The organism is Corynebacterium urealyticum DSM 7109 (genome assembly GCF_000069945.1).
GTDB lineage: Bacteria > Actinomycetota > Actinomycetes > Mycobacteriales > Mycobacteriaceae > Corynebacterium > Corynebacterium urealyticum.
Genome location: NC_010545.1, coordinates 404082 through 420185 on the forward strand (window position 1 = coordinate 404082; position 16104 = coordinate 420185).

7 protein-coding genes are annotated in these 16104 nt (G+C 62.6%); 4 read left to right on the plus strand and 3 right to left on the minus strand.

What is annotated here, in order from left to right:
* Window positions 1–29 precede the first annotated feature (29 nt).
* Complete coding sequence (locus CU_RS01660) at window positions 30–10886, plus strand: non-ribosomal peptide synthetase (protein WP_012359587.1); 10857 nt, start codon at window positions 30–32, stop codon at window positions 10884–10886.
* A gap of 2 nt (window positions 10887–10888) precedes the next feature.
* Here CU_RS01660 and CU_RS01665 read toward each other — a convergent pair whose 3' ends face one another.
* The gene (locus tag CU_RS01665; RefSeq protein WP_005325324.1) at window positions 10889–11893 is read right to left on the minus strand and encodes an alpha/beta hydrolase; all 1005 of its coding nucleotides are present in this window, start codon (window positions 11891–11893) and stop codon (window positions 10889–10891) included.
* A gap of 59 nt (window positions 11894–11952) precedes the next feature.
* Here CU_RS01665 and CU_RS01670 point away from each other — a divergent pair, with 59 nt between their 5' ends.
* Together CU_RS01670 and CU_RS01675 are read left to right on the plus strand one after the other, a co-directional pair.
* Window positions 11953–12897 carry a methionyl-tRNA formyltransferase gene (locus CU_RS01670; protein WP_041628451.1) on the plus strand — a complete coding sequence of 315 codons (945 nt, stop codon included), beginning with the start codon at window positions 11953–11955 and terminating at the stop codon, window positions 12895–12897.
* A gap of 65 nt (window positions 12898–12962) precedes the next feature.
* Window positions 12963–13979, plus strand: coding sequence for an iron-siderophore ABC transporter substrate-binding protein (locus tag CU_RS01675; RefSeq protein ID WP_005291893.1), 1017 nt, complete (start codon window positions 12963–12965; stop codon window positions 13977–13979).
* 97 nt (window positions 13980–14076) lie between these two features.
* Here the strand turns inward: CU_RS01675 and CU_RS01680 are convergent, their stop codons facing one another.
* Entirely contained in the window at window positions 14077–14613 is a 537-nt protein-coding gene (locus CU_RS01680) for a siderophore-interacting protein (protein WP_012359589.1), read from the minus strand.
* A 46-nt stretch (window positions 14614–14659) separates the two neighbouring features.
* Between CU_RS01680 and CU_RS01685 the strand changes: the two genes are divergently transcribed.
* Complete coding sequence (locus CU_RS01685; protein ID WP_005325329.1) at window positions 14660–15298, plus strand: DedA family protein; 639 nt, start codon at window positions 14660–14662, stop codon at window positions 15296–15298.
* Between the two features lie 10 nt (window positions 15299–15308).
* On the opposite strand, the gene CU_RS01690 is transcribed toward CU_RS01685, so the two are convergent.
* A complete protein-coding gene (locus CU_RS01690) occupies window positions 15309–16091 on the minus strand; it encodes an ABC transporter ATP-binding protein (RefSeq protein WP_231837716.1) in 783 nt (260 codons plus the stop codon).
* Window positions 16092–16104: the final 13 nt, after the last annotated feature.

Genomic DNA, 16104 nt, shown 5'->3' on the forward strand with positions numbered 1-16104 from the left:
CTGTTTCCCCATCAACCGAAAGGCTCTTTGTGCCCACCCGATCGTCTGCTCACACTCCGTTTTCCTCTGGCGATACGCTTGCTTCTCGAGATGGCGGCGCCGTCATCGGTCATGGCCGCAGTGAACAGGATCGGATCGCCCAGCAGCGCATATGGAATGACACGGATCAGGATCGCGATCGCCCGGACCTGATTAGCCTGCTCCTGCAGCATGCGCAGGAGACCCCGGATGCGCTCGCAGTGGTGGATGACCGGCACAGACTGACCTATGCGCAGCTCGTCGCCCATGCAACTGCTGTAGCGCGAAATTTGCGGGAACACGGTATTGACGCTGGTCAGAGTGTGGGAATCTCCCTGCCGCGCAGCGCGGAGATGGTGGTGGGTATCGTCGCCACGTTGCTCGCCGGTGGCAGTTTTGTCCCGCTAGACCCCTCGTGGCCGCAGGCGCGCCGGGAATCCGTCACCCACGATGCCAGCCTGAGCTTCGTACTCACGCCGGACAACTGCGCGCTCACCGAAGACGCGCTATTCGACCTCGATGCCACCCGCGAGCTGTTCACCCCGCCGTCCACGGACAGCGTTGCGTACGTCATCTTTACCTCTGGCAGCACCGGCCGCCCAAAGGGCGCAATGATCCGCCACGGTGCGATCGTGGAGCGCTTGCTCTGGCAGCGCGATCAGATCCTGTTCTTCGGCCGCGATGATGCCTCCCTGTTCAAGGCACCGCTGGCTTTTGATATCTCCATCAATGAGATCTTCCTGCCGCTGGTTTGCGGGGGCCGCGTAGTGGTGGCCGCGCCGGGCGTGGAGCAAGACCCCCAACGCTTGGCCCGCCTCATCCATCGCGAGGGCGTGACGTTTGCGTATCTGGTTTCGAGTGTTCTCGACGTCATGCTCAAACAGGCCGAAGGCACGAATCTATTAGACAGCTTGCGGCATGTCTGGTGTGGCGGAGAGATGCTCACCCAGGCGCTGTTCCGTCGCTTTCGCCAGCAGCTGGCCATCCCGCTGTACCACGGGTACGGGCCAGCGGAAGCTACCATCGGTGTCTCCCACGTCATCTACCGTGACGACGAGGATCGCCTCAACACGAGCATCGGTGTGGCCAATCCCAACTGTCGGCTCTATGTGCTCGATGAGCACCTGCGGGTGGTTCCAGACCAAGAAATTGGTGAACTCTATGTGGCCGGATTCCTGCTGGCCAAGGGGTATATCAATGCCCCAGGACTCACGGCCAGCCGCTTTGTTGCGGATGTGTTTGCGTCGGACGGAACCCGGATGTACCGCACGGGAGACCTGGTGCGCCGGCACAACGACGGCTCGCTGGAATTCGTGGGGCGGGCCGATAATCAGGTGAAAATCCGTGGCATGCGTCTGGAGTTAGAGGACGTGGAATCTGCGCTGGTGGGACACCCAGATGTGGAGGCGGCGAGCGTGATTGCTCGGGAGGGGCGACTGCTGGGCTACGTGACGGTGACTGCGGGCCTCGTGGGTGCTGCGATCCGTAGTTGGTGTGCCGAGGTACTGCCCGAATACATGGTGCCCGCGATTATCACCGTCATGGATGAGTTGCCGCGGACGGCCAACGGAAAAGTGGATCGGAAGGCACTGCCGGAACCTGATTGGAGCTCGCTCACTGATGCCCCGGCCGATGCTGAACGTGACGGGGAAACCGTTGCTCTGCTCGCGGAGGCAATGGCTGAAGCATTGGGGGTTAGCGCGGTGGGTGCGGAGACGGACTTCTTCGATATCGGTGGCGATAGCCTGCGGGCCATCACCCTGGTCTCGGCTCTGGGACGGCGCGGGGTGGAGGTGAGTGTGGGAGATATTTTCTCTGCGCGCACTCCACAGCAACTGGCTCGGTGCGCCGAAGAGCGCGGAACCTTCGTGCAGGATCCAGACGATGAACCAACCGGTGAGGTGCAGTCGCTGCCGATTCTGCGCTGGTTCGATTCCATTACTGATCACGTGGACGGCTTCATTCAGTCCGTGGAGTTTTCAGTTCCAGAAGATGTGGATGCGCAGCTGGCCGGGCGAATGGTGGCTGACGTGCTGCAGGCGCACCCTGCACTGCGGGCCCGTGTGCAGCGGAATCCCTTGCGGCTGGAACTCCCGGAGGGTCCTGGCGAAGAAGCGGTGGCGATCCACCCCACCACGGACATCGCTGCGCTTTCTGAACTGCTGGATCCGGCAGTCGGAGTGGTGGTAGCGGCTGGGCTGGTGCCCGGAAGATTGCGCCTGGTGGTGCATCACCTGGTGGTCGATGGCGTGTCATGGAACATTATCGGCGAGGACCTCGCCGCGGCGTATCGCGGGGAACAGCTCGCGCCGGAGCGGACGTCCCTGCGCCGATGGACGCAGCTGCTGCAACAGGCCGTTGATACTGGCGAATTCGCGGAGGATGCCAATAGTTCCCTGCCCCCATTGCCGAGTGCGGATGAACCTCTGCGGGACCCGCAGGTGCCAGCGCTTGCTGATAGTCCCGAGAAAGCGCCCACAGTCCGTGAGGAGCGCAGCGTGGTACATGAGGCATCAGTGCAGATCACGGACGAATTACTGGGTGCGGTGCCCCACGCTTTCCGCACGGGGGCGAATTCCGTATTGCTTACGGCATTGAGCGTGGCGTTGGCGCGTTGGCGTCGAAACAAACAAACATGGACCCTGGTGGAGATGGAGGGGCACGGCCGCGAAACCCGATTCGTACCCGGGCCACAGGGCAGGGAAGCGGACCTCTCACGCACCGTGGGCTGGTTCACCTGCCTATATCCCATGCTGATCGACCCCACCCGGGCGGCAGTGCAGGAGGCTTCCGCGGCGACCGAGGGCCACATCGCGCCGCTAGCGCTGGCACTCAATGCAGTGAAAGACCAGCTCGCGGCCATCCCCGGCAACGGCGTTCCTTACCAGGCCCACACCTGGTTGCATCAGTCCGCGAAGACCCCTCCGCAGGCACAGGTGCTGTTCAACTACTTGGGGCGCGTATCCGCAGGAGCACAAGATTTCGCTCCCGCGGGTTCCACCGGCCAACTCGGCGAGCAACGCGACCCGGACCAGCCGTTGGTCCGCGAGCTGGAGTTCAACGCGATCGCCGAAGACACCGGCGAGGGATACGTCCTGCGCACCACGATCTCCTGGGCGCGCGGCAGGATCTCCCCCGAACGGATCGACGAATTGGTCGCGCACTGGGATGTGGCATTGCGCGAGGTGGCAGCGCTTGCCGATCACGGCGTGTTGTCCGTGGGCGACGTTGCCCCCGCAACCGTGAACTCTGCGGACCTGGCACGAATCACTGCACAGAGCTCCGCGGAGCTGCAGGACGTGCTGCCGCTGACCCCGCTGCAGCACGGCATGTACTTCCACTCGCTATTCGAGGAATCGGCCAGTTCGTATGTGGAGCAACAGGTCTTGCGGGTGGAATGCAGCGAACCGTTTGACCGGGAGCGATTCGCTCGCGCTGCGCGTAATTTGATCCGACGCCACCCCGCACTGAGCACCCGCCCTTGGGAAACTGACGGTGGCGATGTGGTTGCCGTGATTGATCCGGGGATTGCCGAGCATCTGCGGGTGGACTTTCGGGAGGTGACGGTGCCTGCTGAGTTGGCTGAGGCTGGATTGGAGGGTTGGCTCGCGCAGCGTGCGGAGGAGATTGCCGCTGACGACATCTCGCGGGGAATCTCCTTGCAGCCGCCCGGTGATGCCGCGCCCGAGCCTCTCATGCGATGGACCGTTGTGCTCCCGACCAGTGTCGATGGTGCGGTGTGTGGCCAGGACATCGCCGTGATCCAGACGGTGCATCACCTGATCGCCGACGGATGGTCCGTGCCCATCATGCTGCGGGATCTCCTGGAGATCTACCGGGATGACGATGCCCGGATCCCGCGCTACGACCCGGACGCCGGAATGGCCGGCAGCGTGCGATGGGTGGCGCGCAGAGACGCGGAAGCCGATATGTCCGTCTGGCGCGAGGAAATGCGCGAGGTACGCCCCACGGTGCTGTGCCCTAATCCTTCGAGTTCGCTCGAGCGCCGGGAGTTGCTGGTAGACGATCCGCGGACTGTTGGCTTGTCTGAGCGTGCTCGGGCAGCGGGTGTGGGCCTGCCGGATGTGGTGCACGCGGCGTGGGGGCTGGTCCTTCGCACCTTGGTGGGCTGCGAACCTGGGGCTGACGTGGTGTTTGCCACTTCCGTTTCCGGCCGCGACATTCCCGTTCCTGGCGTGGCCGATGCCGTGGGCATGCAGCTCAACACCATCCCGGTGGTCGCGCCGGGGCAATCTGATCCCACCCTGCCGGTGACCAGCATGCTGCACGCCATGGTCCATCACAACAATCAGGTCCGCGATGTGCAGCACGTCAGCCTGGCTGATATTGCCCGAGACCTAGGAACCAACGCCAGCGAACTGCTGGATACGTTGATGGTGGTGGAGGTGCCGCTATCTCCACAGGACGTGGGCTGCCCCGGCTCGCCACTACAGGTTGCTGACGTGCGCAACAATGGCGCGCCGCACTTTCCCCTGTCCGTCGTGGTCAACCCTTCCGCTGAGCACCCACTGCGCCTGATCTACGATCCGCAGCGAATCACCGAGGTACGTGCCGAAAGGATCGCGCAGATGCTCGCGGTGAGTGTGGATTCTTTGCTGTCTGAATCCGGTGCGGTGGCGACCGTGGGTGAGGTTGCAGAGGCGTTGGGTGCGGTATCTGGTGTGGACACGCTTCCTTCTTTGTGGCGACGCAGCTTCGAACATTTCCGCGACCGGCCCGCCCTGACCAGCATCGGAGAAGACGGTGCTGCGGAGCATTGGACCTACGAAGAACTAGACGACGCCGCTCAGCGTATACGCGCTGTGCTGGACCGGAAGGTTGCCATCCACACCCCGAGAGTAGCCCTGCTCATGGAGCGCGATGCGTGGCAGGTTGCGGCCATTCTGGCGACCACGATGTCCGCCGGCACCTACGTTCCCGTGGATCCGTTGTCCCCGCAAGCGCGGGTGGAATTGATCCTGGAGGATTGCCAGCCCGATGCCGTGCTGGTGTCTCCCAGCGCGGAAAAAATGGTCTCTGAGCTGGTAGATTATCCCGTCCTCGTGGTCAGTGAACAGACGATGAGCGGGGAAGCGAAGCCGCCTGCGGGCCGGTCGGCAAGCGTGGCCCGTGCCAATGACATCGCCTACGTGATCTACACCTCCGGCTCCACAGGGCGGCCGAAGGGCGTGGCCGTCACACACGCCAACGTGACCGCGATGCTGGGCAATGCTCGCAGCCACGTGGAGTTTTCGCAGGAGGACGTGTGGTCGATCAGCCACAGCTTCGCCTTTGACTTTTCGGTGTGGGAGATGTGGGCAGCGCTGAGCTCCGGCGGGCGTGCCGTGGTGATGCCGTATGCGCTGATGCGCTCGCCCGAGGATGCCGCAGAGGTGTTGCGTGCCGAAGCCATCACGGTGCTGAGCCAGACCCCAACCGCCTTTGCCGCGTTGGAGCCGCACCTCGGGCAGGACTCTGCGGTGCGCACGGTGATCTTCGGCGGCGAGGCCTTGGAGGCCCGCGCAGAGGCTGCCTACTGCAGTGCTCATCCGAATGTTCGGTTTATCAACATGTATGGCATCACGGAGACGACAGTGCACGTCACAGCACACGAATGCTCCGAGAATGCAGGGGAGGCCCGCAGCCCGATCGGCCGCCCGATGGACGGGTTGCGTACCTATGTTCTGGACGCGCAATTACAGCCGGTGCAGCCTGGAGAGACCGGCATGATGTACGTTGCCGGGCCGCAGGTCACCGCGGGTTATTGGGGGCTTGCTTCTACCACGGCCTCCCGCTTCGTGGCCGATCCTTTCGTTGGCGGCGGCGCGCGGATGTACTGCAGCAATGACATGGCAAAGGTGCTGAACAACGGTCATCTGGATTACGTGGGCCGCGCCGATAGGCAGGTGCAGCTGCGCGGTTATCGCGTGGAGCTGGGGGAGATCGAGAGCGCGCTGGAGAAGGTCAGCGGTGTGCGGGAGGCCACCGTGGTGGTCGTCGATCTGCCCGAAGGCCAGGTGCCGGGTGCGTTGTTGATTACGGATTCTCGTGCCGACGCAAAGGCGATCACCTCCCGAGCTGCCGCAGCGGCCCGAGACGCGCTCCCTGCCTACATGGTTCCGCAGCTATTCGCGGTGAGTACGCAGGTGCCGCAGACCATCAATGGCAAGCGGGATGAGCGCGCGATCCTGGACCTTCTGGGTGAGATTCCTGCTGCTCAGGAGGCTTCGGGCACCTCGGATCTGGTGGAGGCGATCTCGCAGGCAATTGCTGATGGACTTCGCTTGGACCGCGCCGAGGTGGAGCCGGACTCGGACTTCTTCCGCTTAGGTGGAGACAGTATTCTTGCCATCCGCGTTACTCACGCGCTGGCGCGCGCTGATCTCAACGTGACTCCGCGGGACTTCTTCTTGGGCCGCACGCCACGCAAGATTGCCGAGCGGGTCACGCCGCAGGCCACCCAGCAGAAAATCCAGGAAACAAGGCAGAGCCAGGAAGAAGCCCTGCCCAAGGACGGGCACCAGGAGATCTCGGGGGCTTTCCCCATCCCGGCGATGCTGCGCAGGCAGATGGAAAGAGGCATGAGCGACCGCTTTGTGCAGGCGCGCCGCTTGGATCTGGGGCCAGTCGCTGTGGAGGACTTGGAACAGGCCCTGCAGCAGGTAGCGCAGGCACATCCGATGCTTCGTACGCGCGTGGACACCAGTTCTGCGTTCGCGCACTTTGTTGGTGCCGAGGGAGACGGCCCTATGGTTGTGCGGGCTTTGGACGTGGATGCATTGATCGATCACATCGATATTGCTGCTGGTCGTAGCGTGGTGCTCGGGTGTGTGGATGGGTACGTCAAGGCCGTTGCTCATCACGCGGTGATCGATAGCGCCAGTTGGATGATTCTGGAAGACGATCTGCGCGATGCGCTCGCAGGGCGCAGGATTCTCTCCGGGCAGGCGAGCTACAAGGATCTTTGCCTGCAAGAACTGCACGATGCTCACACCGCAGCAGCTCAGGATGCCCTGCACTGGAGTGAACTGGCTACGCTGCCACGGCCCGTCGAGGACTCGAACCAGTGGAGTACGGATCATGTGAGCACGCTCGAAGTGAACATTGACGGACAGACCGCGCAGGTCCTGCAGAGCGTTGCACCCGACGTGATGGGTGTGGACGTTCAGGACCTCGTGGCAGGACTGGTGACCGTCGCGGTGGCTCGAACAATGGGCACGGACGCGCGGAGCTGGGCCGTGGACGTAGAAGGCCACGGACGTCCGGCTGATCATTCCTATGGTCGAACCCTCGGATGGTTTACCACCATCGCGCCGGTGGAAATCCCGTTGGCTGATCCAGCGGATGCAGCACGTGCCGCAGCGGAAATGCGCGCGCTCCACGAGGACGGCACAGCCCCGGACCGCCGCACTTATCAGGCACTGCGATACACACACCCGCAAGGGCAGCGAACCCTGGCCCATGGGGCACAGATCCTGGTCAACTACCTCGGACGGGGAGAGACTGGCGCTGTCCTCCACGCGCCGGGCGATGCCGCCTGCCAGTGGACGGATTACCTGGTGGAGGCCGATGTGTGGTCTAGCGAGCGGGCCGTAAGCATGGAGCTGTCCGTGGTGAATGCGGTGATTTCCGCCGAGCGTTTGCGCAGCGCCATCGGCGAGGTTGCTCGCGAGTTGCAGGAGCACGTCAGCCGCGAGCAATCCTCAGGACGCCGCGCTCCGCTGAGCGTGCTGCAGCGCGGAATCTGGTTCCAGTCACAGGTGGCAGCACCGGGTGCCTACGTTGCACAGACTGCGTTGACGTTTGACCGGAGACTGGATGCCGAGGCCGTGGTGGAAGCCTTCCGGGACACAGTGACCGTGCATCCAGCCATGGGCGCGGAGTTCCACACCGATGCTTCCGGCCAACCCGTGCAGAACTTGCCGTGGAGTGGACAGGGCATTGACCTCCCCGTCGAGACCACCGAAGGGGATCTCGAGGCGATCATGCACGCTGATCGCAGCGCGGGCATCGATCTCGCATCCGTGCCGCTGGCGAAGGCAACCATCGTCACCGGCCGAAGTGACGGACAGCCTGGCGACACGCTGCTTCTTACCTACCACCTGGTTCTGGTCGATGGTTGGTCGCGTGCAGTGATGCTGCAAACCTTCCTCGAGAGGCTGACGTTGAGGTCCGGCCAGGCCCGCACGCAGGGTGCGGGAGAGTTGGTTCCTCGCGGTTGTTCTATTGCTGACGCCCTGCTCGAGTCCGTTGACACTCGCAAAGAGCAGGCAGATAGCGACTATTGGGTACATCGCCTAGAGACGTTGTCTCAGCCCACGCTCGTTGCCCCGCAGGCCGCGGATATCTCTTCAGAGCACGCTGGTAGCGAGTTGCCTCGCCAGGTGTTTGCCGAGGTCAGCGAGCAGCTGACCGGCGCACTGCAGGAAAAGATCCGGGCGCAGGCCGTGACGTTTACCTCCGTGGTCAACGCAGCCGTGGCCGTGGCCTTGGGTGCTGTCACAGGGGATTCGGATGTGGTGTTTGGTCAGTCTGTCAGTGGCCGCGATGCCTTGAGCGACCCCGCCATGTCTGATGTGGTGGGAGTGCTGCTCAACACAGTGCCAGTGCGAGTGACAGCTCGGCCCGGCCAGAGCATAGAAGAACTGGTCCAGGATGTTTATCGCCAGCGCATCGAGGATATGGACCACGATTCCGCGGACCTCGGCGCCATCCAGCGGCAGCTGGGGGTAGGCACGCTGTTCGATTCCATGGTGGTGGTGCAGAACTTCCTCGATCCGCAGGCAGCAGCGGAACTTCGGGAACGCCACGGGGTTGTGGAGGAGCGCGCGGAAGATTCCACGCACTTCCCTCTGACCTGGGTATTCACTCCGGGGCCGAAGCTGGGCATCAAGCTGGAATTCCGCCACGACGTGGTGGACGAGTCCCTCGCACATTCCGTGCTCAAGGCCGCGACCGAAGTCCTGACCGCGTTTGTGGACACACCAGAGGTCCCGCTCGCTCAGCTGGCCCAGTTGGCGCCAGCCCGAGCGGAGGATTCTTCCCCGCAAAGCACGACGGAGCAGATGGCTTCCTGGCAGAAGGCCGAAGGCATTGACCGCACCATTGCGGATGAGCTCAAGGACACCGCCCAGCGCTTCCCAGATCGCATCGCGCTAGCGGATGACGCACAGCAGTGGACGTTCGGTGAGCTGATTGCTCGCTGTTCCGACATTGCGGAAAAGATCAAGAATTGCGGCGTGACCAGCGGCGATACTGTCGCCATTGCGGTGGAGCGCTCCGCGCATTCGGTGGTGGCTCTGCTGGGAGCCCTGTGGGCAGGGGTGCGCTACGCGCCGCTTGATCTGACGCACCCCGATGGGCGGCTCCGGGTCCTCGTGGAGGACAGCCAGCCCGCAGCCGCGCTGGTGGACTCGAGTTCTCGGGAGCGCATGGAGCGGATCGGTGCGCTTCCTTGCGTCGACGTCACCACTGCCGATTCCCACGCCACCACCCACACGCCTGCGGCGGTGCCCGGGGACGATGCCTACCTGATGTACACCTCCGGATCGACCGGCAAGCCCAAGGGCGTGGTGATCAAGCATCGCGGGCTGCACAACATGCTGGACAATCACCGGCGCAAGATCTTCGCCCCAGCTGCTGCCGATGGGCGGACGTTGCGGATCGCGCATGCCATCAGCTTCGCCTTCGATATGTCGTGGGAAGAGCTGTTTTGGCTGGTGGAAGGCCACGAGGTGCGGATCTTCTCCGAGGATTTGCGACGCGATGCTGCGGCCATGGTTGAGGCCATTCGCGCGCATCAGGTGGATGTCATCAACGTCACCCCGACCGTTGCCGAGCAGCTGCTCGCGGAGGGGATGCTGGAATCCGGCGCGCATCGCCCGCGGCTGGTGCTCTTGGGCGGCGAGGCTGTCTCGCACGGCGTGTGGGAGACCTTGCGAAAGGCCGATGACGTGCGCGGATACAACCTCTATGGACCCACCGAGTACACCATCAACGCCCTGGGTGCTGGCACGGATGAGAGCGCCACGCCCGTGATCGGAATGCCGGTGGATCGCACGGCGGCGTTCGTTTTGGACCCGTGGTTGCGCCCCGTTCCTACAGGAGCGCCGGGTGAGCTCTACCTCGCGGGCAGCGGCTTAGCGCAGGAATATCATGGGCTCGCGGCGCGCACCGCCAGCTCCATGGTCGCCTGCCCGTGGGGCGCCCCGGGTGAGCGGATGTATCGCACGGGAGACATCGTCCGCGTGCGTGCGGATGGCATGTTCGAGTACCTCGGACGCAGCGACGATCAGGTGAAAATTCGTGGTCACCGCGTGGATCCCGGCGACGTCTCGGCCGCCGTGTCCCGCGGCGTTGATCCCCGCATCCTCCACTGCGTGACCGTTCCTGTTCGTATATCCGACGCCACACTCCTGGCCTGTCACCTCGTGGCCCCACAACTGCGCGATGCGGACCAGGGGGAGCGGCAGAGTTTCCTGACTGGCGTGCGTAATGCATTGCGCGAGGAACTGCCCAGCTACATGATCCCGGATCGATGGTCGATCGTGGATGAGTTGCCGGTGACGTCGAATGGAAAGACCGACCTTGCTGCACTGGGTGAGGGAGAAAGGATCACGGAGAAGGGCCGCGAACCGGCGAACGAAACCGAGGAGATCACGGCGGAGCTGTTTGCCGAATCGCTAGATATTGAGCCCGAGGACGTGCCGGTGGATGCTGATTACTTTGACATGGGTGGGCACTCCATGGCGGTCATCAAGCTCTGCGCACTGCTGCGTGGAGAGCTGGGAGTGGAGGTTGGCGTGCGCGAATTCTACGGTCTGCGGACAGTCGAGCGCGTGGCGGAGTTTGTGGAGGCGCGCTCGTAGATTCAGCCCAGCAATTCGGCGAGTGCCGGGATGATCCCGTGGCGCCACATCGCAGGGTCGTGGCCACCGGGCGTGCGGTGATTGGTGGTGGGAAAGCCGCGGCGTGTCAGGGCATCGGCCACTGCATCCACGTGTCGTTGCATGGGCGGCTCTTCTGCACCGCACGTCAGTACGATGCGTGCCAGACCGGAGCCACTGTGAGCCGCAGGATTTTCGAGTGAGGGGCCAGTGAGCTGTGCGGCAATGTCGCCTCCTGCGGGCCCGTCCGAGAGCGTGTCCGCGAGCTCTGCAGAACGGTCAGCGGACCACCAGACGGCAGGGGACTGGGCGATGGCTCCTTTGATTGCAGGCGTGGTTTCGGTGGAAGCCGTAAGAGCTGCGCGCAGGGCGGAGAGACCGCCGAAGCTTTGCCCCACCAGGACTATGTGGCTGCTGTTGATGATCGGCGGAAGCTCGGTGGCCAGTGCGCTGGCGAATGTTTGGGAGGTGTACTCCTCGCTGCGGTCTTTGGCTGCCGGCAGGAAGACGCGGTTGATCTGGGGGATAAGCCCTGCCGTGACTGCCCGGTCCAGTGCGCCCGTGAGGTCATGCAGATGGATCCAGTCATCGCCATCCAAAAACACCACGGTGGTATCCGCACCGCGGTCATCGAGGCGCGCGGTGCAGCGCCTGCCGAATACCTTCCGGTCGATGGACAGGCGTGCGCCGGGCAAGTCCGCGATGACTTCTGGGGAGCGAGGCGGCCAGAGTGTCTGGTCCACAGAATCGCCGCTCAATAGGCTCGCCTGTGGGCCTGCGCCGTGTGCGTTATGTGGATCGGGATATTTCAGCTCGCCGGATTGAAAGCTATAGGTCACTGCTGAGTGCGCCGGGATGCGCACATCGACGGTGGACATCGATTCGGTGAGCTCGACGTTCGAGCGGTAGGGGTCCGGGAAAACGAGGGCTTCCGCATCCGCGGGCACCGAGATTCGGTGAAGGGTGGTCACGTCCGGGGAGTCTGGCATGAAAATTGCGCCACTTTCATCATTGACTACATAGGTAAACCTAAGCTAACATCCCCTGCATGCGAGTTGCTGTTTTCGGCTATCAGTCGTGGGGACACCGGACGTTGTCTGCGGTCATCAATGCTGGTCATGAAGTAGTTTTGGTAGTTACGCACCCTGCCAGCGATCACCCTTATGAGCAAATGTGGGCAGACTCCGTTGAGGAGCTCGCCAGCGAACATGAGCTCCAGGTGTGTGTCACTGAGCGCGTGGGTCAAGACGTCATTGAGGCGTTGCGCGATGCTGCACCAGACATCATCGTGGCCAACAATTGGCGAACCTGGCTTCCTCCCGAGGTTTTCAGCCTGGCCAAGCACGGCGCATTGAATGTCCACGATGGTCTCCTGCCCGAGTACGCCGGATTTTCGCCCATCCTGTGGGCGCTGTTGAACCGGGAAACTCACGTGGGCGTCACTGTGCACGAGATGGATGAAGTGCTGGACGGCGGACCCATCGTTGCCCAGCGCGCGATCCCCGTGGGTCCGCAGGACACCACCACGGATCTCGTGGCCAAGACCATCGACCTCATCGAGCCCCTCGTGGAACGCGCATTGAGTGACGTCGCCCAAGGCACCGCCACTGCGCAACCTCAAGATCCCACCCGCGCTACGTACTTCCACAAGCGCGGCGAGCAGGAATCTCGCATAGATTTCACCCAACCTGCGGAAGATATCGCCTTGCTGGTCAGGGCGCAGTCCGACCCGTACCCCAATGCTTACTTTGAATTCCGAGGCCAGCGCGTCCGCGTGCTTTCCGCGCACGTCTCGCTGGGCCGCTTCGGCGGAACCCCCGGCCGAGTCACCATCCCTCACGAGGGAGGAATCGCGGTGGTCTGTGGATCGCCCCGTGCCAACGTGCCGGCGCCGGCGATTGTTCTGGATCGTGTTCGTCTCGACGACAACTCGGAACTGACCGCCACCGAATTCTTTGGACATAGGGCTGGATATATCCAACCAAAGGTTTGACCTTTCCCTTTTGTGTACGGGCCACACCTCGCGCGGAAATCCGTCACCAGTAACAACGGAGAAAAATGACACTCAAGAAGATTCTCGTTAGCACCGCTGCTGTGCTGACCTTGGGCGCGGCACTGACCGCTTGCTCGACTGATGACCAGTCCGGAAATTCCGGGGACTCCCAGGCAGTCAACGCCGAGCAGGGCGCATTCCCCACCACCATCGAGCACCGCTACGGCTCCACCGAAATCAAGGAAGCCCCGCAGCGCGTGGTCTCCTTGGGCTACACGGATCAGGACGCACTGCTGGCGCTGGGAGTTACTCCTGTCTCCGTGAAGTACTGGGACGGAATGACCCCGGATGGTCAGGCTGCGGGCAACTGGTCCAATGACAAGATCGAGGGCGACACTCCTCGGATCGACAAGGACACAGAAGTCAACGCGGAAGCCATCGCCAAGGACAATCCAGACCTCATCGTGGCCGTGTACTCGGACATCGATGAAGACACGTACAAGAAGCTGTCTGAGATCGCCCCTGTCGTCGTACAAAAGGGCGAATACGAAGAACTACAGCAACCATGGGACGTGACCACGGAAGAGATCGGGCAGGCCGTGGGCAAGCCTGAAGAGGCAAAGCGCCAGGTGGAGCAGGTCAAGGAGAAGTTCGCAGAGCTCAAGGGCCGCCACCCAGAATGGGCCGAAAAGGAACTCGGCGTGGCCACTGTCTCCGACGAGAGCCTGGCTGTCTTTGCCGAGGGCGATCCGCGTAGCCGCTTCTTCACCGAGCTGGGATTCAAGATCAACCCGGCCTACGCGGGCATCACCAAGGACAAGTTCTACGGTGAGGTCTCCAAGGAAAACGCAGACCAGATCAACTCTGACGTGCTGGTGTGGGATCAACTGTCTTACTCTCCGAAGCAGAGCAAGGCTTCTGTGACCGAGGATCCGATCGTGGGCAAGCTGCCCGCCGTGAAGGACGGACACAGTGTCTACCTGGAAGGCGACCTGGAAAAGGCCTTCGGATGGCAGACCGTGCTGAGCCTGAACTACCTGCTGGACAAGATCGAGCAGCCGTTGGCAGACGCCACGAAGTAGTCTGAATCAACCGCCGAACCGCCCCGCATGAACGTGCTAGGGCGGTTTTGCTGTTGCTGGCTAGGGGACGGGCACTCACGGGGATAACGGATGCACGCTAGGGGCGAGCCTTGCCGACGAACCAATAAGGGCACCACAGGATGTTGTCCTTGTTGAGCTGCCAAGTCTTGATGGCGTGGGAGCGCACCACCTTGCAGAAATCCCCCTCCCCGGCGACCCACACATAGTCCACGTCTGGGTGGGGCTTGTGCTGTCGATTGCGCGAGGACTCAACGTCAATGTTGGCGAGATGCTCGGCGATGGCCTGCGCATAACCGTCAGAAGGTGCGGAGATCCGGGTGAGGCTGCTTAGACGGTTGCGCCAATCTTCCAGGTGGGGCTCTGAATCGGAATCGGTACTGGTGACCGCGATGACGTGCGTGGAAGCGAGCTGTTCGGGATAGAGCGTGGCGAGGTACTCTAGGATCGCGCGCATGGAAGGCAGGGAGGTGGGATCTGCCACCAGTAGTTGTGTGCGGTGCTCGCGATGCCACAGGCCTTGGCAAGTCCACAAGCCAGCAGGGTCGCCCGGCTGTGCGGACAAACACCACGAGAGCCCTGGGCCGGAGGTGGAGTGGACATCTTCCGCAGACACCCCGTGCGGTAAGAATAGACCAGTTGTTTTCTACAAGGGATTCCCTGTGCACTTAAGCGACCTCATGGACGCCACCACCCTGCTCCAGAACTTTGGCGGCTGGGCGCTCGGCGGCATTGCGCTGATTATCTTTATTGAATCCGGCGTGCTCTTCCCGTTCCTCCCCGGCGATTCCATGCTGGTCACCGCGGCAATCTTGCGCGATCAGCTGGGCTTGAACGTTCCGATTCTGGTGGGCGTGGCCATCGTCGCGGCGTTCTTGGGCGACCAGGTAGGTTTCTGGCTCGGCCACCGCTTTGGCCGCAAGTTGTTTAAGCCCGACGCCAAGATCCTCATAACCGAGCACCTCGAACAAGCCGAGGCTTTCTTCCTGAAGTACGGGCCGTTGGCTCTGGTACTGGGGCGCTTCATCCCGATCGTGCGTACCTACATTCCCGTGGCCGCTGGTACCGCGGAGATGCCGTACAAGAAGTTCGTGGGATGGAACGTCACGGGTGCAGTGCTGTGGATTGTCAGCATGGTCGGCATTGGCGTGCTGCTGGGGGATATCCCGGGCATTGCGGATCGCATCGACATGATCGCCATCGTCATCGTGCTGGTGTCTGTGACTCCGGTGGTGATTTCCGCGATGATCAACTGGCGGAAGTCCAAGAAGACTCCCGCCCAGGAGCTGATGGAGGACTAAGCCCTGATCGTCACTTGGGGACGATCAGCGGACCGCCGGTGACAGGATCCTCGATGACTAGCGCGTTGAGGGCAAACGCCTCGAGCAGTAGCTCTGGGGTAATGACCTCGCTGGGACGCCCGGTGGCGAGGACCTGTCCATCCTTCATCACCACGAGATTATCGCTGTAGCGTACAGCCAAGTTGAGATCGTGCAGCACCATCACCACAGTCCGATCCAGCTCTCGGCGTAGACGCTGCACCAGCTCCAAAATCTCTACCGACGTGGCCAGATCCAGGTAGGTGGTGGGCTCGTCCAGGAACAGGATGTCCGTGTTCTGCGCAAGAACCATGGAGATCCACACACGCTGCCGCTGCCCTCCGGACAGAGAATCCAGGGTGCGCTCCGCCAGCCCCATCGAGCCAGTCATTTCCAGCGCCTTGTGCACCTCGGCTTCGTCCGTGGACGACCACTGACGGATCCACGATTGGTGTGGGTGCCGACCGCGCGAGACGAGATCAGCCACGTTGAGTCCCTCCGGGGCGGTAGGGGTTTGTTGCAGCACGCTGATGGTCCGTGCGAGGTCCTTGCGCCTGATGGATGAGATATCGGCGCCGTCTAACAGCACTTCGCCCTCATTCGCCGGAAGGAGACGAGACATGGCTCGCAACAACGTGGATTTGCCGCAGCCATTGGGGCCGATGATTGTGGTGATCTGCCCGCGAGGAAAGTCCACGTCCAAGCCTTCGATGACCGTCCGGTCGCCGTAGCCCACGGCGAGGCCGCGTGCGCTCATGCTGTGCTTCTGAGTCATGTGTCCTTCTTTG